Origin of the sequence: Pedobacter cryoconitis (assembly GCF_001590605.1) — a bacterium.
Taxonomy (GTDB): Bacteria; Bacteroidota; Bacteroidia; order Sphingobacteriales; family Sphingobacteriaceae; genus Pedobacter; species Pedobacter cryoconitis_A.
Genome location: NZ_CP014504.1, coordinates 5,305,322 through 5,329,113, shown reverse-complemented (window position 1 = coordinate 5,329,113; position 23,792 = coordinate 5,305,322). Strand labels below are relative to the sequence as shown.

The window sequence follows — 23,792 nt, the reverse complement described above, 5'->3', positions numbered from 1 at the left end:
AAGTCATGAAAATTTCATAACTTACTAAAAACAAGTAAGTTCCAACGAAAAATTGGGTGGCTTATTATTTTTAGGTAACTTTGCATCAAATGCTAGTAACAACTAAAACTGATATCCGTTCTCTGAGTCTTATCCAGCTTCAGCAGCACTTCACTGAGATGAAAGAACCCGCATACCGGGCCAAACAGGTTTACCAATGGCTTTGGGAAAAATCTGCGCGTTCTTTTGAAGAAATGAGTAACCTGTCTAAAGACCTGAGAAAGAAACTGGACGAGAACTATACCATCAATGCAGTTGAGGTCAACAATACACAATTCAGTAACGACCAAACCATTAAAAATACCTTCCGTTTATTTGATGGAAACATCGTTGAAGGCGTACTGATTCCAATGGAAGAACGGATGACTGCCTGCGTAAGCTCTCAGGTTGGTTGCAGCTTATCCTGTAAATTCTGTGCAACAGGTTATATGGATAGAAAACGTAACCTAAACGCCGATGAAATTTATGATCAGGTGGTACTGATTGATCAGCAGGCCAAAAAGAACTACAATGCCCCACTGACCAATATCGTTTATATGGGTATGGGAGAGCCGTTATTAAACTATGCAAATGTGATGAAATCAATAGAGCGGATTACTGCTCCTGATGGATTAAACATGTCATACAAGAGAATTACTGTTTCTACAGCAGGTATTGCTAAAATGATCAGGAAACTGGCAGACGACGGGGCTAAATTTAACCTTGCACTATCCCTGCATGCTGCTGACGACAAAAAGAGAAATGAAATTATGCCTATCAATGAGCAAAATACTTTAAAAGTACTTGCAGAGGCCTTAAAATACTATTTCGCCAAAACAAAGAACCCCGTTACCTACGAATATATTGTCTTCAATAACTTTAATGACGAACTTCAGGATGCTATAGATCTGGCTAAATTCTGTAAACACGTACCCTGCAAAGTAAACCTGATTGAATATAACCCAATTCAGTTTGCAGATTTCATCAATGCAGAAGGAGATAAAATTGACGCTTTCTCGAATTACCTGAAAAGCCAGGGTGTGAATACAAATATCAGACGTAGCCGCGGTAAAGATATTGATGCTGCCTGTGGACAGCTTGCTGTAAAAAACCAGCCAGAAACAGAAATATCAGCTAACTAATTCCGGCAAATCAGGGGTACATTGTAAAATGTCCCTGATTCAACAAATCTTTACTGACCTTCTTCAGCTGCTCTTTCCCAGGAATTGCAATGCTTGTGGCACAGCATTATTTTATGGAGAAAAAACAATCTGCATTAAATGCCTGCATGATCTCCCCTTCACAGATTTCCATTTATATAATGACCACCCTGCCGCCAAATTGTTCTGGGGCAGAATACGTGTTCATCAGGTCACAGCCTTATTATATTTTAAAAAAGGTAACAGAGTTCAACAGCTGATTCATCAGCTGAAATATAAAGGACAAACAGATGTCGGCTTCCTCCTGGGTAAGCGCATTGGTGAAAATATCATACGATCAGGCCAAAAACCAGATTTAATTATCCCTATTCCACTTCATCCGAAAAAGGAACGCAGCAGAGGCTATAACCAAAGTCAATCTATTGCTGAAGGAATAGCCTGTATTTTACAAATACCCATCCATACCAAACTTCTGACTAGAAAAATCAATACAGCCACACAAACCAAAAAGAGCCGGTTTAATCGTTTTGAAAACATAAAAGATGCATTTGAGCTGCATAAAACTCAAGATTTACAGCACAAACATATCCTGCTTGTTGATGACATACTTACTACCGGAGCCACATTTGAAGCCTGTGGCAAGCTCCTGCTGGATAATGGGTTAAATAAACTGTCTATTGCAACGCTGGCTTATGCAGAATAAAAAAAAAGGTATTCAGGATAACATTTATATTTTATGCTCGTTTATATATTTGAGAGCGTTAATTTAGATGGTAAGGGTCGATATTTTCTTCATAGAAATATCGGCCCTTTATCTTTTCAGAGCAGAATCAATTTATTTTTATAAAAAAACAATTTAGTAAAAACAATAGCCGCACTTAATCGTTGATATATACGAGAGCGTTAATTTAGGAGTCGGAATTTCAGAAATGGAGTTCCGGCTCTTTTTTTGTGGCCGGTTAAGAAAAGGATTTTTCTATTCCTTTTCGCGGGAAAGGAAACCGAAAAGCAGTTTTTTAATCTCTTCCGGATTAAACGGTTTTAGGACATGGCCATTCATACCGCATTCATTAAATTTGTAATGGTCATTTTTAAGTGTAGAAGCAGTCAATGCAATGATAGGTACTTGCTTATAATATGCACCGCTGATATCCCTGACAATACCTGTAGTTTCGAAACCATCTATCCCCGGCATTTTAATATCCATAAAGATCAGATCAAAACTTTCGGTCATAATCTTCTCTATAGCTTCGTATCCATTGACCGCAGCCTCAATCTCCAATCCCCATTTGCTAAGAATACGCTTGGCAATCAGAATATTAATTTCATTGTCATCTACCACCAATATCCTTTTACCAATAAAGACACTCATTTCGGTGCTATTACCGGTTGAAGCAGATATTTCGGCCGTTTTACTAAAGGCAATTTCAAAAGAAAAGGTAGTTCCCTCCCCTTCGGTACTATCCACTATAATATCAGAATTGAACATTTGCAATAGCTTCTTTGTAATTGCCAGCCCCAATCCTGTACCTCCATATTTTCTGGAAATATCTGTTTTGGCCTGAGTAAAGGTTTCAAAAATATAACTTTGCTTGTCCTTAGGTATTCCTATGCCATTATCTGTAATCTCAAACCTGATGATCGACTGCTTTTCATTCTGCCCGGCAAGGGTCAGAATAAGCTGCACCTGCCCATTCTCAGTGAATTTAATCGCATTGCCCAGAAAGTTCATCAGGATCTGGTACAGCCTGTTTTTATCGCCCGAAATTAACGATGGAATTGAAGGGTCAAACACAAGATTTAACTGATTTCCTTTCTTCTTTACATTGACTTGCAGTGAATTGATAATATCATTTGCCAATGTTTTAAGATTGAATGGAAAAACTTCCAGTTCCATCTTACCAGTTTCCATTTTCGTAAAATCCAGGATATCATTGATGATATGTAATAAGTTTTCACCTGAGAACTTCAGAATATTTAAATCATCAATCTGTGAGATTTTTGGGTCATTGTCCAATAATAAGTGGGTCATGCCAATCACGGCATTCAAAGGTGTACGGATTTCATGGCTCATTACAGAAAGAAACATTTCCTTTGCTTCACTGAGCTTTAAGGCCTGTTCTTTAGCCTCAATCATCTCTTTCTCAATCTGCTTGCGTTGGGTAATATCAGAGATCAGATCAATTTGTCTCTCTACTTTTCCTTTGCTGTTAATAATGGGCGTGTTAGAGACGGACAGCCAGACTGTAGATCCGTTTTTCTTCTCTGCCAGTACTTCTATCGTATAAGATTGATTGTTTTTGCTTTTATCTCTTGAGGTTGCTATTAATTCCTGATCATGAAAATTAGGGGAAAGGATATTTCCCAGATGATGGCCATAGAGTTCTTCTTTTTTGTAACCGGTTAATTTTTCAAGAGATTGATTGACCCAGGTAGTAATGCCTTCATTATCCTGGATATTCACTCCTGTATTTGTTTTACTGGCGACCATAGAAAGCACCTGCAATTCTTCTTCTGCTCTTTTTTTATCGGTAATATCAATAATGATCTCTACCTCAATCTCGACATTCCCGCTGTCATCCAATACCACTGTATTGTAAACGGAAAGCCAGATTTCTTTCTTATCTTTTCGATAAGCCAGCATATCAATGGTAAAAGATTGCCTTTGTTTGGTCAGTCTTCTGACTTCATCGATAAGTTCAAGATCCGTATTCGGGCCAATGATCAGATCTCCGAGCCTTTTTCCTTTAACATCTTCCAGGCTGAATCCAGTAATCTTCTCAAAAGCTGCATTTACCCACGTCACCTGATTATTTGCATCATTAATGACCACCGCATTATTTACTTTGCTGGCCACAAATGATAATTTCATCAGCTCACTTTCCACCTTTTTATTGTCTGTGATATCTCTTCCATAAGTATACCAACGCCTGTTTTTCGAAACCAGCGACCAGCTTATCCACCGGATAATATGATCCCGGCCCAATACCCTGAAGTCAATTTGAAGTTCTTTATAATTATTCTCCAGTCCATCTGCTATGCTTTTCATCACCCTGGGAATATCTTCCGGATAGCAGACGTCTAAAAGGCCAAGTTCCATAGCTTGTGGTACCGTATAGCCTAATAATCGGGTCACTGCTTCGTTAATGAACAAGACTTTGCCTCTATAGTCAAGAATACAGTGAATTTCGGGAGAGATCCCTGTTATATCCAAAAGTTCCTGGCTGCGGGTAACGCTGGAACGAAGCTGTTGATCTTTTTTTTTCAGGACGAGGTGCACGACTACTTCCTGCGCAATCCCTTTCAGGATTTCTTTTTGGCTGTCAGTAAATTGACGGGGAACCAGGTCAAATAGGCAGAGCGTGCCCAGTACAAAACCCTGGTCATCAATCAGGGGTGCACCGGCGTAATATCTGATGTAGGGTTCGGAAACAACTACCGGATAATCGGTAAACCGACTGTCTTCCAGTGTATCACAGATTTCGAATACTGTATCTCCCTGGATTGTATATTCGCAAAAAGACTGCTTGCGGGGGAATTCCTTTATCGCTACGCCAATAGATGATTTAACCCATTGCCTTTCTTTGTCTAACAGAGAAATCAAGGCAATGGGTATATTAAATATTTGCGTCGCTAGCTTCGCAAGGTTATCAAAGCTTTTCTCAACTGGGGTATCAAGGATATGATATGCATATAACGCACATAATCTCTCTTTTTCACTAGGTGACCATACTCCTGTATCTATTGGCATAATTGATTAACCCGTATTTTTTACTTGTATAATGGAAAACCAGCAACTAATGCAGTCACTTGTTTTCTCACTTCACTCAAATGGGCATCATCCTCTGGATTAGTCAAAACCTGATCTATTAAATCAACAATTTTTTCCATGTCTTGTTCTTTAAATCCTCTGGTTGTAATTGCAGCAGTCCCTACGCGGATCCCTGAAGTCACAAAAGGAGATTTATCGTCAAACGGTACCATATTCTTGTTCACGGTAATATCTGCTTTTTCAAGCGCATTTTCCGCAACTTTTCCAGTTATATTTTTGTTGCGTAAGTCAATCAGCATTAAGTGGTTGTCTGTACCACCTGAAATGATACCGTATCCTCTGCTCATAAAAGCTTTTGCCATAGCCTGCGCATTCGCTTGTACTTGTTTGATATAAACCAGGTATTCATCGCTTAATGCTTCACCAAATGCAATTGCTTTTGCTGCAATAATGTGTTCTAACGGACCGCCTTGAGTACCTGGAAAAACTGCCATATCTAATACAGATGACATCATTCTGGTTTCGCCTTTAGGTGTTTTGATACCAAATGGATTTTCAAAGTCTTTACCCATCATAATCAGTCCACCGCGTGGTCCGCGTAATGTTTTGTGTGTAGTTGTAGTCACGATGTGGCAATGAGGAAGCGGGTTTGCTAATAATCCTCTTGCGATCAATCCTGCAGGGTGTGAAATATCGGCAAGTACCAACGCACCGATTTTATCAGCTACGCTACGGATAAAAGCATAATCCCATTCTCTTGAATAGGCAGATGCACCACAGATAATTAATTTTGGACGTTCAGCCAAGGCTACTTCTTCCAGTTTTGCATAATCAATCAGTCCATCTTCTTTTTTAACACCGTAGAAGAAAGGTTTGTATAATTTACCTGAAAAATTTACCGGAGAACCATGAGTTAAGTGTCCTCCATGAGACAGATCAAATCCAAGGATTTTGTCTCCTGGCTGTATTACAGCCAGCATCACAGCTGCATTAGCCTGTGCGCCAGAATGTGGTTGAACATTTACCCATTCCGCACCGAATAGTTTTTTAGCACGTTCAATGGCAATATTCTCTACCTCATCAACCACCTGACATCCGCCATAATAACGTTTGCCCGGTAAGCCTTCAGCATATTTGTTAGTTAATACTGAACCCGCAGCTTCCATTACCTGTTTGCTTACAAAATTCTCTGAAGCAATCAGCTCAAGGCCGTTTTCCTGACGGTCTAATTCCCTGTCAATCAAATCAAAAATTAAAGTATCTCGTTCCATTTATCAAAGTATATTTCTGTAAAAATAATCATTTTCAACAGCTTCAGAGAATACTATTGTTTTTTAACCTTGCTGAAGCATACAGATATAAGTTCATGCAAACGATTTTAAACACCTTCTCAGAACATATTTGTTTTTTTAACTGTTGTAAGCCTGAACACGTATTTGTTTTGTTTTTGAAATGACTATTATTTTGCGGTTATCTTAACTAAAATCCCGTACTTTGTATATTGTTGTCTATTAAACCCTGCATGGAAAACTTCAACACTCCATTATTACCTAACATAAACTATCCTGCTGATTTAAAGCAGCATACAGAAGATGACCTGGAACAAATCAGCCAGGAATTACGTCAGTATATTATTGATACTGTAAGTGTAAATGGCGGCCATTTTTCTTCTAGTCTTGGTGTTGTAGAGCTCACTGTAGCTTTACATTACGTCATGAATACCCCTTACGATAAATTAGTCTGGGATGTGGGCCACCAGGCCTATGGCCATAAAATCCTGACCGGAAGAAAATCTGTTTTTCATACAAACCGACTGCTGAATGGTATCAGTGGCTTCCCGAATATCAGCGAAAGTGAATACGATACGATGGGTGTAGGCCACTCTTCTACCTCAATTTCTGCGGCATTGGGTATGGCTGTAGCTTCACAGTTAAAAGGCGAGAAAGATCGTCAGCATGTTGCCGTAATTGGTGATGGTGCAATGACTGCCGGACTTGCCTTTGAGGGACTTAACCATGCTGGAATTGAAAATTCAAACCTGCTGGTTATCCTGAATGATAACTGTATGTCTATTGATCCGAATGTTGGTGCACTTAAAGAATATCTGACCAATATTACCACTTCTAAATCTTATAACAGGTTCAGAGATGATATTTCAAGTGTATTGATTAAGCTTTCTGAGCTTGGCCCTAATGCACATAAATTCGTCAAAAAGATAGAAAAAAGTATTAAAGGCACTTTATTAAATCAAAGTAACCTTTTTGAATCTTTAAATTTCAGGTATTTTGGTCCTGTGGATGGCCATGATGTAAAAAAATTAGCGGCCGTATTAAAAGACCTGAAGGATATTCCTGGCCCTAAGCTATTACATTGTGTAACTGTTAAAGGAAAGGGCTTTGCATTGGCAGAGAAGGATCAAACCAAATGGCATGCCCCTGGTCTTTTTGATAAGATTACAGGTGAAATTAAAAAATCAGTAAATGATAAACCACAGCCACCAAAATATCAGGATGTTTTCGGACATACACTGGTTGAGCTTGCTGAGGCTAATAAAAATATTGTAGGGATTACCCCTGCTATGCCTTCAGGATCATCGATGAACATTATGATGAAAGCGATGCCTGACCGTGCTTTTGATGTCGGTATTGCTGAGCAGCATGCTGTTACTTTTTCTGCCGGACTAGCGACACAAGGTATGCTGCCTTTCTGTAATATTTATTCCAGTTTTATGCAGCGTGCATATGATCAGGTGATACATGATGTGGCTATACAGAACTTAAATGTTGTTTTTTGTCTGGATCGTGCAGGTTTTGCCGGCAGTGACGGCGCAACACACCATGGTGCTTATGACCTGGCTTATATGCGCTGTATCCCTAATATGACAGTTGCCGCTCCAATGAATGAGGAAGAACTCAGGAACCTGATGTATACAGCTCAACTGGAAAACATGGGCCCTTTTTCTATTCGTTATCCGAGAGGGAACGGGGTCATGACAGACTGGAAACGCCCTTTCAAAGCTATTGAGGTCGGAAAAGGCAGAAAGATCTGTGACGGTGAAGAAGTAGCTATCCTGACCATTGGAAATGTCGGCAACTTCGCTGTTGAGGCTTGTAAAGAATTAAATACGGAAGGCATCCATCCCGCGCATTATGATATGCGCTTTGTTAAACCTCTTGATGAGGTTTTACTGCATGATGTCTTTACACGTTATAAAAAGATAGTTACTGTAGAGGATGGCTGTCTGCAAGGCGGAATGGGCTCTGCAGTGCTGGAATTTATGGCTGATCATAATTACCAGGCCAATGTAATCCGTTTAGGTATTCCTGACGAGGTTGTTGACCATGGAGAACAAAGCGAATTGTGGTCAATTTGCGGTTATGATAAAGCTGGTATTATAGAAACTGTTAAAAAGATTGCAGTGCGCAGAACTACTGCGACTATTGCTTCTTAAAGGAACTATTAAAAAAAAAAGCTACTCCATTTATTTCAACGGAGTAGCTTTTTTTATGCTGATTATACGATTTACTCTACAGTCACAGATTTAGCCAGATTTCTTGGCTGGTCCACGTTGCAACCTCTTAACAAAGCAATATGATAAGAAAGTAATTGCAATGGTATCGTTGCCAGCAATGGAAGGAATGCTTCACTTGCATCAGGGATTTCTATACAGTAATCGGCCATTTTACGAACTTCAGTATCACCTTCGGTAACGATAGCGAGTACAATCCCTTTTCTTGCTTTTACTTCCTGAATATTACTGATTACCTTCTCATAAGAAGAGTTTTTAGTAGCAATTACGACTACTGGCATCTCTTCATCGATCAGTGCAATAGGACCATGCTTCATTTCTGCTGCCGGATAACCTTCTGCATGGATATAAGAGATTTCTTTCAATTTCAATGCACCTTCTAAAGCTACAGGGAAACCACTTCCTCTACCCAGGAACAGGCAGTTTCTGGAATCTTTAAATTTATGCGCAATCTCTTTAATCAGATCGTTGGACTCTAATGCTTTAGTGATCTTTTCCGGGATACAATCCAGTTCAGTTAACAGCTCTACCAGTTTGGCTTGTGTTAAGGTACCTTTTTGCTGTGCCATATAAAAGGCCATCAATGTCAATACCGTTACTTGTGCTGTAAATGCTTTGGTTGAAGCTACACCAATTTCAGGTCCTGCATGGGTATAAACTCCTGCATGCGTTAAACGTGGAATAGAGGAACCTACTACATTACAAACCCCGAAAATAGTTGCCCCTTTTTCTTTGGCCATCTCAATAGCAGCCATTGTATCTGCTGTTTCTCCGGATTGAGAGATCGCAATCACTACATCTTTCTCTGTAATAATTGGATTTCTATAACGAAATTCTGAAGCATATTCTACTTCTACAGGTATACGTGCATATTCTTCAATTAAATATTCACCTACCAGTCCGGCATGCCAGGAAGTTCCACAAGCGACAATAATAATACGGTCAATGTTCTTTAACTTGTCCGCATACTCTTTAATTCCGCCTAATTGTACTCTTCCTTCATTCGGATAAATACGGCCTCTCATACAATCTCTGATCGACCTTGCTTGTTCAAAGATTTCTTTGAGCATGAAATGCTCATAACCACCTTTTTCAAGCATTTCCAATTTAAGCTCCAGTTCCTGGATATATGGAGTTTGTACAACGTTGTCTAATCTCTTAATTAATAACTCATCGCGTTTTAAAAATGCAATCTCATTATCATTCAGATAAATTACGTTTTTAGTGTATTCAATAATTGGCGTCGCATCAGAAGCAATAAAGTATTCTCCTGCACCTACACCAATAACCATTGGACTGCCTTTTCTGGCTGCAATTAACTGATCTGGGTGGTCATTGTCCATAATCACGATGGCATAAGCACCGCTAACCTGGTGTAGAGCCAAACGTACTGCTTCCAATAAGTCTGTGTTCTCTTTTTTGTAGATCTCCTCTACTAAATGGATCAGTACCTCTGTATCTGTATCACTATTGAAAACGTGGCCCCTTGATAACAACTCTTCTTTCAGGGTAGCATAATTCTCTATAATCCCATTGTGGATAATAGTTAATTTACCATCGTTAGAAGTGTGCGGGTGTGAATTCCTGTCTGAAGGTTCACCATGGGTTGCCCAACGGGTGTGCCCCATCCCAATCGTTCCCGATTTATCTTTTCCATCACTGAAATTTTCAAGTTCCTGAACCTTTCCTGCCTTTTTGTATAATTTTAATCCACTTTGATTAATCAATGCAATACCCGCACTGTCATACCCACGGTATTCTAATCTTTTCAAGCCTTTCAGCACAATTGGCCAAGCTTCTCTATAACCTATATATCCTACTATTCCACACATATTATTCTAGTATAAAGGTGTAAATCTAGTCAATTAATGATTTATTTACAGTAAAATAAAATATGCTTGCTTTCTTTTGGGACAAAAGTCCCCTTGGCAGGATGAATAAAGCTCGTTGATTTTTTTCAGCGGATTGCAGGATTAAAATTGTATTAATACGTTTTAGCAACCGGAAACATATCAACTGTTTATACTGGCGCCAAAGTGTGGAATTTGTCTACACTAAATAATTCAGCATTAAAAACTAATAAACTCATTAACAGTTAGTTACGTAAAATGATTAGGATTGGCATTATTATGTAACCTGTCTGATTAAGAATCATAGTATAAAAAATAAAATATTTAAAAATATAACAGATGAAAAATTTAATCTTAGGTGCAGCCATCTTAGCATTTGCAAGTGTCTCAACCGTTAAAGCAAATGATATCAAAACACAGGTTACTATGGTAGCGCAACAAGACAGCACTACTAAAACTCCGGTTAAAATTGAAGAATTACCAGATGCTGTGAAAGCAACTTTAGCATCGGATAAATATAAAGACTGGGCTCCAATTGCAGCATTCAAAATCACTGATGCAAGTAAAGCCGAATACTACCAGGTTGATGCTAAAAAGGGTGAAGAAACTGCTTCCTTAAAAATTGGCAAAGATGGTGTTGTAGTTCAATAATTAACACACATTATGAAAAACAGGACCTGCCTTTGAAAAAAGGTAGGTTTTTTTATGCTTAAGTTATCCACACTCAGGTGTGAATAACTCCAATAAACGTGGGTAATTATCCGGATAACCTAATGCTTTTATTTGGCATAGCTGGAAGATAAGTAAGCCAACATAGCACTGTATTACAGATATATATGTAGCATAGAAAAATTATTAAGCATATCTTAACGCCAAACTAAGTTATTGACAGTTATAAACACACTAATGATGAAAAGTCTAAAACTACCTGGTTATGGAACGAGAAGAAAATGAGCATCGGCTTAAAAATTTAACAGAATTAAACCACAATGCTTATTCAATCAGAGCAGGACAGCCAGATCTGACCACCCGGACAGTCGTAAATTCTGCGAGACAATTCATCGGAACAATCAGAGACCTGCTGATTGATGAGCGGCATCAGGCACGCTATCTGATTTTAAACCTTGCCGGAAATGTATGGAACATTCAGGAACGGGAAGTTTTAATCCCTATTGGTGCCGCAGAACTGCATAGTCATATAGAAGAAATTGTCCTCCCCAATATTACCGCGCAGCAGATTTCAGTTTTACCTGATTATATTCAGGGACAGCCAGTCATTTCAACAGATTCGGAAATATATGGCCATAAAGATTTTGATGAAACCAGCAAAGCTGCAAAGGAAGCGCATGGCAGTTATACAGAACGTATCCCTTTTCAGGTGATCACCAGGGTATATCAGGAGGAAAGCGAAGCAGAAAATGCTTTTAGATTATTAGTTAAAAGGGGCTTCGCAGAAAGCGATATTAAAATCACGCCTTACAATCCACTAAATAGTGTCACAGATCTCCAGGGAAATACAAACACTCAGTATTTAGGTGATGGTTCACGGGATGAATTTATCCTGAGTCTGGCAGCCAGTTCGGCACTGGACGCGGTACTTGCACAACAGCTTTTAAATAATACAATTTAGCTTGTAATAAACAGCTGTTTTAGTATAATTCCTTAAAAAAAAGTCACATATAATATTAGTTATCAGTACTATACCAAATAAATCATTAAAATCACCTTATCTTAAACAATCAGAATTAATTATTCCCGAAAAGAATAACAATGGGTATCCAAATAAGCTTTTTTGTTACAATATGGCAAGGTGTTTGCCTGATGTAAGTAATCTCCAATGAATTTATACTCATGTCAAATCAACTTAAAGATAATATGATTAAAAACTCTGACATCAGTGCGTTGGCTGCTAATTTCCGCGAATATATTACCCAAAATAAGATCGAAGAAGAAAGAGATCAGCTGATAGAGGATTTAACTTCACGTAATCAGGACCTGAATCAATTTGCTTATATCACTTCTCATAATCTCCGCGCACCTTTATCGAATTTAATAGGATTAATTGATATCCTGGATTATGACGTACTGGATGAGTATAATAAGACAATTGTAGATATGTTCAGAGACTCGGCTTTTAAACTGAATGAGACTATTTATGATCTGACGCAGATGCTGAGTATTAAAAGTGATAAAAAACTGAATATCGAAAATGTAAGTATTGGCAGTATTTTCAAAAAAGTATGTAATTATTTTAATAAACAAATCCACAAACTGGGAATTTATATACACACTGATTTCCAATGTGAAACGGTTCCTTTCCCCAAAAGTTACCTGGAAAGTATATTGATGAATTTAATGTCGAATTCAATGAAGTACCATTCTGCCAGCAGACCACTTAGAATTGACATCACAACCAGGCTCAATGAGGATGGAAAGGTCACCATGATCTTCTCTGATAACGGCATAGGAATCGATCTGAACAAACACAAAGACAGGATCTTCGGTTTAAATCAACGCTTTCACAGTCATGTTAACGGAAGTGGTGTAGGGCTGTTTATTACAAAAACCCAGATTACTTCTATGGGAGGAAAAATAGCAGTTGAAAGTGAGCTGGACAAAGGCTGTACCTTCATTGTTACGTTCAAATAATGTGGAGTTATGTGACATCAATATGTGTCATTATTTTAGCGATTTAGTACGACTTTACTTCTAGTTTTGTAGTTAACGTATTCCACAGAACATGAAAAAGACCTTACTCATCATCGCCGCACTATTAGTAGTTGGCACCATTTTCAACCTGAAAGCTAATGCTCAGACTGTAAGTGGTAACGTACCGCTTAGCATCGTACTTTCTGATGCCTTCTCTATTACACTGGGTCCAACTCCAGATGTAGTTTTTAATTATGCATTAGCTACGGATTATGCAGGTAGCAAAACAGTCGCGAAAGCAAACCATTTTACAGTGGTGAGTAACAAGCCTTACAGTGTTGCTGTAAAAGCTGCGACAGAGTTCAATGTAATTGCAGGTAATGCAACCCCGGTCTCCTTAAGTGTTGTACAGGTAAGTATTGACCCAAGTACACCAACTACCGGCGCTACTTATGCTGCACCAGCTTTAACAACGACTAACCAGGCACTGGTTACCACTGCTTCACCAACACTTGCAACGGCTTATAATATAAATTATACAATTCCTACGGCTGCTGGCCTGATTGGTAAGGCGGTAGGGACTTATGCCACAAATGTTGTTTACACGATTACACAACCTTAATCTGCTTGATGAGGGTACTTACTGGTTTATTCATCCTATGCCTTGTCATGACGCTACCAGACTTAGCGAAAGGACAGGGCTTTTCAATTTCACCAGCCAGGATTTTCTTTAGTGGAAATCCGGGAGAGACGGTTAGCCAAATAGTTACCTTTGGGAATACGTCGGCGGGTGTATTGTCTTTTGTCACCAGGATACAAGACTGGAAGAGGGATTCGCTCGGTATCAAAATCTATTATGATAGTAATACATTGCCTCTATCGAACTCCAGCTGGCTTACGCTTTCGTCAAATAATATCGCTGTGCAGCCTGGTGAGAATAAGCAAGTCAATGTATCGATGACTATTCCTGCGCATGCGGATAAGTTAACAACGAGCATGCTCTTTTTTACGCAGGTCAAAGAACAAGAAGCACAGCAAAAAAATGCAGCCAAGATTGGTATTAATGTGTTAATGGAGGTTGGGATACAAGTTTATTATGTGCCGCGGGGATTAAATCCTGGAGAGCTTGAGTTTCTATCTTTTGAGGACCGGGGGATTCATGATAACGGAAAAGCGAAAAGCAGAAGACTGGCTTTAAAAATACACAATAAGGGAAACCTGAATAAAGATGCATTTATCCGTTTTGAATTAACAAATAAAGAAACGGGAGAGGAAATAAAAATTAAACCTGAAGTGCTGGCCATGTTGCCGGATGCTACCCAATGGGTGATGGTTGATTTACCAACAGATTTAAAAGGAAAATTCCTGGCTGTTGCTTTATTGGATGCTGGTACTTCTTATGATTTGAAAGTTGCTGAAAAAGAGATTATATACCGCCCTTAGGGTTATTTTTTGCTGTTTTACAGTCGGGAATGCCAATGCGCAATTGATTATCAATCTGCCCGAAGCCAATATTTCAGGACAAATGGGTTATGTAGTCAATCTGAATAGTGGTGCATCTCCCGCGCTAAGCCTTTTGTCATCCGTAAATGTAAAGGCGGCCAGCACAACATTAACACCAACCCCCGCTACTTTACCTGCGCTTGCGCTCGCCCCAAACCTGATCAATATGAAGGTAACTTCTATTGGAGGCGTAAATATACTTTCAGGAGCAAATCCGATTATACTTTCCAGTGTATCACAAAATATCTATTATGTAGCAGTTGGTTTATTGAGTGGTACTATGCTTGTTGATTATACTGTTTCACCGATAGGCGTAGCCTGGGCCGCTGGAAGTTATGCGACAACATTAACCTTTACCGGAAGCATTACTCCACCGACACCCACACTCACACTTAATGTTCCCGCATATATTACCTTAAATACACTGGTTCCGGCTACAACGACATTGAATGTCAATTCGTTTGCCATTTTCAGAAGTGTAGCTGGTGTCAGCGCAGTATCTGGCAGCGATTATTTTACAACTGTCCCTACTCTATTAAGTCTCAGGGCCAGCAGTGGTACTTTCGCTTTTACTACTACGCAGCCTTATAATCAATTGCCAGCAGCAAATAGCGTAAATTTAATGGGTGCAGTTCTTTCAGGCACATATGCAGGCGCTGCGATTAACCTTTCTGCAAGTGACCAGCTGTTGACGGCTGCTACCGGGATCCCTGTCATTATAACGAATAAAAGTATATTGTCTTCTACTTTAAGTATCAGCGGAGCCAATCTTAAAAGCAATTTTGTACAAGCAGGAACCTATACGGTACCAGTAGTTTATACGGTTTCAAAAACAGCGTCTTCCTTCCCTGCAACTTTGGCTTCACAAACGATGAATAGTTCTGTACAGGTTAATGTAAGCAACCTTATGGAATTGATTGTTCAGGATCCTAGTGTAACTTTAACTGTCAATACTACTGCAAACTATCAGCAAGGCGTAACTACAACAAAGCCAAATCATGTTAAAGTGAGCAGTACGGTTCCTTATAATGTAACGGTGAAGGCAAGCAGCAGTGTTTTAAGCTCTTCTGGCGGCATACAGATACCTGTTGGGGTAATCACTATTGAAGGGATGACTGGACAAACCGGGATCACGCCAGTGGTACTCTCTGCGAACCCGCAGACTATCATTAGTTCAGCTAATCCTATCGTAGACAGGCTGCTGAACCTGCAGTATCGCATTCCTTCAGCACAGACTTCTAATCTATTGAATAAAACAGCAGGAAGTTATAATACCACGATTACTTATACGATTGTCGCACCTTAATTAAAATCTGCTTACGGTAACTTTCCGGCGCTGGTCGTGGTAGAGAAAGGTCAGCATGCCAACCGGAACTCCCTGAAGAGAAACTTCTTCTTTTTCATTCTCAATAGAAAATGGCATCCCGGTGGTCTCAATATAAACTGTATATTTATTTCTTGGCAGGTAGAAACAGAAGTTCCCCTGATCATCTGTTAAGGTCTTATGTATACGGCCATTTAAATCTACAGCATTAATTCTTATGCCTGCAAGTACTGGGGCCCCATCTCCATATTTTTCAGCTTTCAGTTTCAGGCAACCATTGAGGGCTTGTGTTTTAACTAATGGAATTTCCAGTTTCTTACTTTTATCCAAAAAGACAACTGTCGGATCTTGCAGGCTCCATCCTCTGGTATTCGTCACAGAAACAGTATAAGCTTCTTTTTTCATATCCTTGAATTCTACGGCTCCTTTACTGTTGGTCAGGGCGGCGTCTCCATTGATTTTAACTAATACACCGGCAACTGGTGCTTCTCCGGGATCGCGCTGCCCATTGCTGTTGTGGTCTTCATAATAGGTAAGCAGCAGTCTTTTTGATCCTGATTTGCCTTGTGCACCAAATTGCTTTTCTACACCAAATCTTAGTTGTCTGTTTTCAAAATATAAATTGTCGAGGCTATTTACTGTGTTTGGGATAGGATTATAAAGTGAGATTGGTTGCTTTTGCCTGGTTATGGTGTATTGCAGGTCACTGGTGAGCGCCCAGTTTCCTTTCAGCAGATATCTTATATTGCTGTTCACGGAGTAGTTATTACTGTGCGTGAAACCATAATAATTATACATCCCACCCAGGCGGAAAGTAAGGTTATTCTGTAACGCTTCAAAGTGAACGTTAGGACCAAAAGAATATAGTCTGTATTTGTTAGTACCGCTCGAAGACAGTATGTCCGAAATATAAAAAGGGTTCAATTGAATGTAACTGCTGAATCCAAAAACCGGCAGGTTGTAACTGGTATTGATTTTAATGGAATGAAAGGGGGCGAGCGGCCTTTTTGAGGTATTCACATAAGTATAACCGTAATCGGCGGTTATGGAAAAGCTATGTATGCGTCCACTATAAGCCATGTTTGCACTAAAACGCATTGCTGAGGATCTCCAATCCGCGTTAGCTCCAAATTGAGTTGTAACGGCAGAAGTAATTAGATGCTGATCCATGAAATAAGGCCCGAAACCAAGAAAAACATTCCCAGCCCTGGTATTGAATCCCAATTCATAAATATATATCGCATTTTTATTGAGCCCGGTATTAAAGAGATTATTGAGCTCATATTGATACTTCGGGTTATTAACCTGCATACTAAAGTGAGCTGCAAGGCTATTGGAGTTTTCAAATTTTCGGGTCAGACGAAGGTCTGTCAGTAGCAGACCGCGTCTTAATCCTGTAAAATATGGGCTGCTGTAATATCCGCTTCCTGCAAATTGATAAGTATTGGTATTCAAGGCGTAATTCATCCCGGCTGAGACGCCCTGCTGTTGTGAAGAGTTTGTTTTTTGCTGTGCTTCTAATGAGTAGCCCGCTTCAAAGTCTAAAAGCTGCCCTTTGCCCAGGTTCAATCCTGTCTTTACACTCAATTGATTGGCATCAACCCCAGTAAAAGGGTCGCGGCTGTGCACATAGGTCAGCCTCCGGTTACCTTTAGTGTCGGGAGTACTCAGGTTATAATCAACCGCCAGAATTTTTGCCCCCGGGATTGTGGTATTGATCTGATCGTACAACAGAAAATTATTCTGAATGCCATAAACGGACAATACGCCATTGTCTTTCAGTTTCAAGCTTGCTTTAATTCCCCGGCCACCTAAAGAAAAGTCTATATTTTCGTATATATTACCCACTTTAACTCCCCAGCCTTTTGCCTGGTAATCTACAAAGGTGTTATAAATATTAATTCCATTCACATTTTGCTGATGGTACTGGTCAGCATTTAACCGGTATTCGAGCGATCCGTTATCTCCTGTCTTAACTTTTCCATTTGCTTGTAATTGATAAAAAGAAGAATTGCTGCTCAGACTTGCATAGCGCAGGGCAATCGTATTAGACAGTGTACCTGTGTACTGATCTCCGCTCATGCTTAGTCTTCTTGCGTTGGTTACATTGATAATCCTGATTATTTTAACAGCCAATGGATGATTACCGGCATCTACTGCCTGAATTGTCACGGTAAAATCTGCTGGAACACGGTTATTTATTTTATTCCTGGCTAAGAAAGGCAACAATTGCTGGGTTCCGGGCTGCAGGGTAAGGTTCATAGTTTGTCCTGTAAATTCCAGTCCGTCGGGAATACCCGAAAGGAGTAGTCTGAAGGTAATGGGAACAAAGCCATTATTTGAACAACGTACCACTACCTGGGCCTGATTACTCAGTTGCCCCAGATAAACTTCATTTTCTTCTGTACCAATTGTCAGCCCACCGACGTCAGTTAACTGGGTTATGAATGCCGCAGATTTTTGTACCTCAACACTTCCTTTTAAAGTGGTGAGGTGAACTGTAAAGAGCTGGCTGTTATTGTTAATCGTTTGCCGGTCTGCGATATACTTTAATGGGAAAAGTTTGCTCTCCCCTGCTTTCAGCACGAGGCTGTCTGGCAGGGAGATTAATCCTTTAGTCAGGAACTTTTCTTTTTTGTCTTGCAGCAGCGTTACAGTTTCTTTTTCAAAGTTTGTAATCTTCAGCAGATTGGAGAAGGTTTCACCACCCTTGATTTCCAGCGTATCCCGGGTAAAGGCATATTTTACCTGAGCTGATGTATTAAACCCGGCCAGAAAGCAAAGAATCAAATAAAATACTTTCAAATAGCCGATTTTATGCATCATAGTTCATGATAAAACGTAGCTGCCCTGCTGGACAAGGAAAAGCCAATTGATCTTTATTTGAATTGAGCAAGCAGCTCACCTTTACTGTTAATATTCAGTTTTTTATAGGTTCTTTTAATATACTGACGGACAGTATCTAAGGAGATTCCATATTTATAACCTATCAATTTATAACTCAGGCCATGTTGAAGGCCTTCTACGATCTGGCGTTCTCTATAACTTAGTTTGGATTGATAGTCTATGGTATACTGTACTTGCTGAATTACATTCCGCGAGATAGAGGGACTGAAAACAGAACCTCCGCGATAAGTAGTTACAATAGTTGAGATCACATCATCTACACAGGTATCTTTGGTGAGATATCCCATAGCTCCAGCCTTTACACAGGCCAGAACACTGGTATGGTCTTGAATATTGCTGTAAACTACTACGTTTGTATTCGGAAATTTCCGATAAATGTCAGGGATGACCTCAATTCCGTTAACCTCAATGTCGAGCAGGGTAACATTGGGCTCCTGAGAGGGCTGTACTTTCTTACATTCCCCCATAGATCCAATGTCGAGCGTTACCTTTAGATTATGCTGATGCTGATGATTTAGCAGCACACGCATCCTATTTCTGCTCTGTTGATTGGTATCAATAATTCCAACTTTTATCATATTTTCCCCTCCTTAATCTCATTCAGTAAATAACTTGAAATGATATGAAATAAAGTTAATAAATACTTTAAGCGCTTAAGTATTCATTCCGTTCATTCAACAAGGAGGGGCCTGAATGAAATATACATTACTTTAATACACTGCTAATGAGCGGAATAACACTTAACGAAGTAGAACTCAGGAAGGAATCTCTTAAGCTTCTGCCCAGGTTTACATGTTCATTGATACTTTCAGCTCTTAATTGATAGTAAGCTGAGAATGCTGTATTCAAATTTGGGTAATGGAGTAAACAATAGGATAGTGTTTTCGCATCGAGCATGGCATTTGTAGTTCCTGCGCTTGTAAATGGGAGCGCAACGTGCGCTGCATCGCCAATCAAGACTACATTTTGATGATGAAAGCTTGGCAAAAGGTCAAAATCCCTGGTATTCCAGATATAACTGGTCTTAAAATCATTGCTTCCTAAAACCTCCTGTACTTCAATGGGAAAGTCTTTCAACAGCTTGAAACATAACTCACGCAACAGTTCGTGGTATTGAACAGAACGCGGATGAATACCTTCAGGGATGTCAGCTAATAATGGGTCATATTGCATAAACCACACCATTTCTGTTCCTGATGTTGGAATAAGACCGAAGGAAAGACCCTGGTCTTTTTGCTGAAACTTGGTAAACTTCCCTTGTAGTGAGCCAGCGAGTTCAGCATGTTGTACAATGCCAACTACTTCTTTTACTTTACCCGGTTCAAATTTTACTTCACCAAATAGCTGCTGCCGGACCATTGAGTTTGCGCCGTCTGCACCAATAAAAACATCTCCATACTCCACCTCTCCATTCAAAAATACTGCGGCTATAACCTGATCCTCTTCCGTTATAAAATGAGAAAATACACGGTTGTTTTTTAAGCTGTATGCAGGCAGGAATCGATTTAAACAAGCCAGCAGGTCTGTACGTTTGAAGCATTGCCAGTCTTCGAGTGCTTTTTCATTCACAATTAACCCAGTTGAATCCTTCAGCATAAAGGTGTGTACTGCTTTACCGGGAAGTGAAAAATTACTTTCAGTTGCAAGTTCATTCAATACAGCAATTCCGTCATGATGCATCAGAAAGGCATGTCCGCCTACGGCAGAGAAAATTTGTCTTTCGTTTACACACACTTCAATGGCATGCTGATGCATATAAATCCCCATGCACAACCCAGCGATCCCACCGCCTAAAACTACTACTTTCATAAAGTATTTACCGTAGTTTTGATGTTGTATAATGCTTCGTTGAGAATATCTTCTGAAGTCGCAAAACTCATTCTGATAAATCCTTCTGCACCTTCTCCAAACCATTCTTTAGCACCGGGAACTACAGCAACCTTTGCCTTGTCGAGTAGAAGCTGATGGATTTCTTTACTGCTTTTCCCCGTCCCTGTTATATTGGTAAATGCGACATAACATCCTTCTGGAGAAATACATTTAAATCCCTGCGTCGCGTTGAGTTCTCTAACAGTCAGATCTCTCATTTTCTGAAGATGTACCAGGAATTCATCTAACCAATATCCGCAGTCATTGAGTGCTGTGGTCGCTGCTACCTGCGAAAGTATATTAGCGCCATGAATAGTAGATCCATGAAGGGAAACTTCAAACAGACGGTCATAGTGTACCTGATTGGATGCCATAACTGCTCCGATCCGCAGGCCTGCAAGGCCATAAGATTTACTGAAACCTGTTACAGTTATAGTCTGGTTCCTGATTTCTTCGTTGATGGAAGCTATACTTGTATATAAATTTGGTGTATAAACAATATCACTCCATATTTCATCTGATAAAATAATCAGTCCATGTTTACAGGCTATTTCTCCCAGCTGAAGCAATTCTTCTTTTTTAAAGACCTTTCCTGTTGGGTTCAATGGATTACAAAGACAGATCATACGTGTTTTAGGCGTAATCAGTCGTTCAAGATTATCAAAATCAACAGTATCAATCCCTGGAGGAATAGCAAATGGAACAGCAACTCCGCCAACGGCCTCAGTTGAGTACCTGAAAAGGAAATCTACGGGATCAAAAATAATGGCTTCGTCACCTGGTGAAAGGAATGCTTTACAGGTTAAATAAATACCAAAAGCTGCACTATCTACTGGAAATATAAATCCGGGAACCGCTGGAATATTCCGCTTCACAGTATAATAATTAGCTAAACTTTCTTTAAATTCAGGTAATCCTGCAGCAGGGCCGTAAGAAAGATACCTATCTTGTGTAAAACGGATAATTGATTCTGCAATTTCGGGCGCACTTGGAAAGTCCGGATCTGCAGCAGTAAGCGGAATAACTCCTTCAGGCACAGTGGCCCATCTTAAGTTAAACGCTCTCTTCTTTAGAATATCCAGATTGACAGATTGGGATTGAAACATCCTCTAAAACTATAAATTTTCTAGAATTTCAAGAAACTTTTCTTTCACTAAGGGCTTGATTATAAATTCACAAACTTCTTCTATATTTTTTGATCTTTCCATCTCATGCGGAGAGATGGAGGATGACACAATATAGAGTTCGTTTCTCTTCACAAAAGAAGGATATAATTCCTGATATTCAGCTAAGAATTCCCATCCGTCCATGACTGGCATATTCAGATCCAGAAAAATAACATCAGGCAACAATTCCTTCTTATCCTGTATTTCTTTTAGATGAGTAATCGCTTGGAGTCCGTCTGAAAAAACTTCAACATCAACATTTTCAGACACTTTCAGCATTGTTTTTTTTGTAAGAAATACAAAAATATCATCATCATCGATGAGGTACACTTTTTTCATTACCAATTCATATTTTGATTTACAAATTCTATTGAAAAAATAGAACCCTGGTCTGGAAAACTCTCCACCCAAATTTTACCGCCCATCGCTTCCACCTGGGTTTTTGTCATAAATAGTCCAAGGCCTTTCGCATCAGGGTGACGGTGAAATACCTTTCCAATTTTAAAGATATTATCTTTATGTTTAACAAGGTCTATACCCAATCCATTGTCCTGAACAGTCAGCACAATATTCCCCTCTTTCATTTTAGAGGCGAGATTCAAGGATAGCTGTCTTTCTGGCGATTGATATTTAATTGCATTACTGATCAGGTTATAAAAAATGCTTGCCAGATATTTATGCGGATATAATACTGCTGGTGCATCTTCAAAGTCAACCCGGATCTTGGCTTTTGCTTTCTGGATCTCCACGTAGAGCCCGTCAAGTGCTTCCTGAAGACAGGTACTAAAGTTCAGCCTGTCCAGTTTAATATCTCTGTCTAACCTGATCTGTATAGATTCGACCAGCTCGTTAAATGTACTTTTCAGATTTTCTATAACAGGTTCAAGTTTTGAAACCAGCATTTTTTGTTCTTCAGCGTCTTCTGCTTCTTGTATAAACTCTGCCAGCATAGCCATATTGATTAACGGCCCGCGTAAATTATGGGAAACTACATTACAGAAATCTATCAATTGTGTATTCTGAATAGCCAGTTGCTCCATAATGAGCGTTTGCTTTTCTTCCAGCAGTTTACGCTCAGTAATATCTATTCCAAAACCAATGACCATAATGAAATTACCTTTTTCATCATGCATAGGAAACATCCTTCTTAAAAAGGTGATATTATTTCCATTGGGATCCTTTTGACTTTCTTCCCAGCCTATTGCCTTTCCCGTATTCTTTACTTCCAGAAACTGTGCTCTGCGTGCTTTGGCTATCTCAGGACCACGGTTTCTGTAGGCAGCATATTCAAAGTCGTCTTTTCCTATAATAAATTTCCTGTATTCTTCGTTCTTAATCGCCATTGGATTAGCGAAAAGATATTTGTGGTTTGCATCAAATACGACAATATCCTGTGGGATATTATTGAGAATACTCTCATAAAATTCTTTAATACTATTATTGATTACCGGAAGTTTTAGCTGTAACAAACTAGCCACCTGCTGTGCAAGCAGCGCAAGTCCTTTATGCTGTTCCTGATTTAGTGTAAGCTGCTTCGGGCCGGCCACACTTAAATGTCCAATAACCAGATTCTTATTCACGACTACTGGTATAGCGATCAAAAATGGGAATATGTCGCTGATTGAATTGTCTCTGGGAGTTTCAGTCAGGTCAATACCCAGTTTTGCTTTATACCATATCCGGTTTTCATCCACAAAAGTGATAGCCGAAACCGGTGCCTGTGTAATAATAGCAGCAAGTTTGACGATATTATCAAACTCCTGTTCTTCACCAGTATCCAAAATTTCCAACACATAAAGCGCAGCAATTCTGTCAGCTTCATTCCTAAGTGATGGGATATTAATCATATGCAGGTTTCAGTCAACAATTTTGACGATACAAAGCTAGTTATTAGATTGAATCTTTTATTAAAAAGAAAAAGCCTTGTGATCATTTATCCAAGATAGAATTTTTTCTCCACATTCAATCCTGCTCTAAAGTAAACAGCCGTTCTTTTTATTCACCATTTCAATAATTATGTGAATAAAGCTCGCTCATTTTGTTCA

18 protein-coding genes are annotated in these 23,792 nt (G+C 39.4%); 9 read left to right on the top strand and 9 right to left on the bottom strand.

Annotated features, from left to right (window positions below; genetic code table 11):
* Positions 1-89 precede the first annotated feature (89 nt).
* Entirely contained in the window at positions 90-1,160 is a 1,071-nt protein-coding gene (gene rlmN / locus AY601_RS22645; RefSeq protein ID WP_068405529.1) for a 23S rRNA (adenine(2503)-C(2))-methyltransferase RlmN, read from the top strand.
* Between the two features lie 28 nt (positions 1,161-1,188).
* Positions 1,189-1,881, top strand: a complete 693-nt coding sequence (locus AY601_RS22640; protein WP_068405526.1) for a ComF family protein — start codon at positions 1,189-1,191, stop codon at positions 1,879-1,881.
* A 273-nt stretch (positions 1,882-2,154) separates the two neighbouring features.
* Here AY601_RS22640 and AY601_RS22635 read toward each other — a convergent pair whose 3' ends face one another.
* Positions 2,155-4,929, bottom strand: a complete 2,775-nt coding sequence (locus AY601_RS22635; RefSeq protein WP_068405523.1) for a PAS domain S-box protein — start codon at positions 4,927-4,929, stop codon at positions 2,155-2,157.
* A 20-nt stretch (positions 4,930-4,949) separates the two neighbouring features.
* Positions 4,950-6,221, bottom strand: coding sequence for a serine hydroxymethyltransferase (gene glyA / locus AY601_RS22630; RefSeq protein WP_068405520.1), 1,272 nt, complete (start codon positions 6,219-6,221; stop codon positions 4,950-4,952).
* 251 nt (positions 6,222-6,472) lie between these two features.
* Here glyA and dxs point away from each other — a divergent pair, with 251 nt between their 5' ends.
* Positions 6,473-8,401, top strand: coding sequence for a 1-deoxy-D-xylulose-5-phosphate synthase (dxs, locus tag AY601_RS22625; RefSeq protein ID WP_068405517.1), 1,929 nt, complete (start codon positions 6,473-6,475; stop codon positions 8,399-8,401).
* Between the two features lie 71 nt (positions 8,402-8,472).
* Here the strand turns inward: dxs and glmS are convergent, their stop codons facing one another.
* Positions 8,473-10,311: a glutamine--fructose-6-phosphate transaminase (isomerizing) gene (gene glmS / locus AY601_RS22620; RefSeq protein WP_068405514.1), complete on the bottom strand. Its 1,839-nt coding sequence runs from the start codon at positions 10,309-10,311 to the stop codon at positions 8,473-8,475.
* Between the two features lie 357 nt (positions 10,312-10,668).
* Between glmS and AY601_RS22615 the strand changes: the two genes are divergently transcribed.
* From AY601_RS22615 to AY601_RS22590, 6 genes are all read left to right on the top strand, one after another.
* Positions 10,669-10,980: a hypothetical protein gene (locus AY601_RS22615; protein WP_068405511.1), complete on the top strand. Its 312-nt coding sequence runs from the start codon at positions 10,669-10,671 to the stop codon at positions 10,978-10,980.
* Between the two features lie 283 nt (positions 10,981-11,263).
* On the top strand, positions 11,264-11,959 hold the full coding sequence (locus tag AY601_RS22610; RefSeq protein ID WP_068405509.1) for a PRC-barrel domain-containing protein: 696 nt from the start codon (positions 11,264-11,266) through the stop codon (positions 11,957-11,959).
* A gap of 221 nt (positions 11,960-12,180) precedes the next feature.
* Complete coding sequence (locus AY601_RS22605; RefSeq protein ID WP_068405506.1) at positions 12,181-12,978, top strand: sensor histidine kinase; 798 nt, start codon at positions 12,181-12,183, stop codon at positions 12,976-12,978.
* A 91-nt stretch (positions 12,979-13,069) separates the two neighbouring features.
* Complete coding sequence (locus AY601_RS22600) at positions 13,070-13,600, top strand: hypothetical protein (protein WP_068405503.1); 531 nt, start codon at positions 13,070-13,072, stop codon at positions 13,598-13,600.
* Positions 13,601-13,608: 8 nt separating this feature from the next.
* Positions 13,609-14,421, top strand: a complete 813-nt coding sequence (locus tag AY601_RS22595) for a hypothetical protein (protein ID WP_157288068.1) — start codon at positions 13,609-13,611, stop codon at positions 14,419-14,421.
* Positions 14,390-15,787, top strand: a complete 1,398-nt coding sequence (locus AY601_RS22590; protein ID WP_068405498.1) for a hypothetical protein — start codon at positions 14,390-14,392, stop codon at positions 15,785-15,787. Before AY601_RS22595 ends, AY601_RS22590 begins: the two co-directional genes overlap by 32 nt.
* On the opposite strand, the gene AY601_RS22585 is transcribed toward AY601_RS22590, so the two are convergent.
* From AY601_RS22585 to AY601_RS22560, 6 genes are all read right to left on the bottom strand, one after another.
* A complete protein-coding gene (locus AY601_RS22585) occupies positions 15,788-18,631 on the bottom strand; it encodes an MSCRAMM family protein (RefSeq protein ID WP_068405495.1) in 2,844 nt (947 codons plus the stop codon). It abuts the gene before it with no gap.
* A 53-nt stretch (positions 18,632-18,684) separates the two neighbouring features.
* A complete protein-coding gene (locus AY601_RS22580; RefSeq protein WP_068405492.1) occupies positions 18,685-19,290 on the bottom strand; it encodes a LuxR C-terminal-related transcriptional regulator in 606 nt (201 codons plus the stop codon).
* Between the two features lie 127 nt (positions 19,291-19,417).
* Positions 19,418-20,521: an FAD-dependent monooxygenase gene (locus AY601_RS22575; RefSeq protein ID WP_068405489.1), complete on the bottom strand. Its 1,104-nt coding sequence runs from the start codon at positions 20,519-20,521 to the stop codon at positions 19,418-19,420.
* Positions 20,518-21,687 (bottom strand): pyridoxal phosphate-dependent aminotransferase, encoded by a 1,170-nt coding sequence (locus tag AY601_RS22570; RefSeq protein ID WP_068405486.1) that lies wholly within the window; start codon positions 21,685-21,687, stop codon positions 20,518-20,520. The genes AY601_RS22575 and AY601_RS22570 overlap by 4 nt, the downstream gene beginning before the upstream one ends.
* Before the next feature lie 9 nt (positions 21,688-21,696).
* Positions 21,697-22,086, bottom strand: a complete 390-nt coding sequence (locus AY601_RS22565; RefSeq protein ID WP_068405483.1) for a response regulator — start codon at positions 22,084-22,086, stop codon at positions 21,697-21,699.
* Positions 22,086-23,594: a sensor histidine kinase gene (locus AY601_RS22560; RefSeq protein WP_068405480.1), complete on the bottom strand. Its 1,509-nt coding sequence runs from the start codon at positions 23,592-23,594 to the stop codon at positions 22,086-22,088. The genes AY601_RS22565 and AY601_RS22560 overlap by 1 nt, the downstream gene beginning before the upstream one ends.
* Between the last annotated feature and the right edge of the window lie 198 nt (positions 23,595-23,792).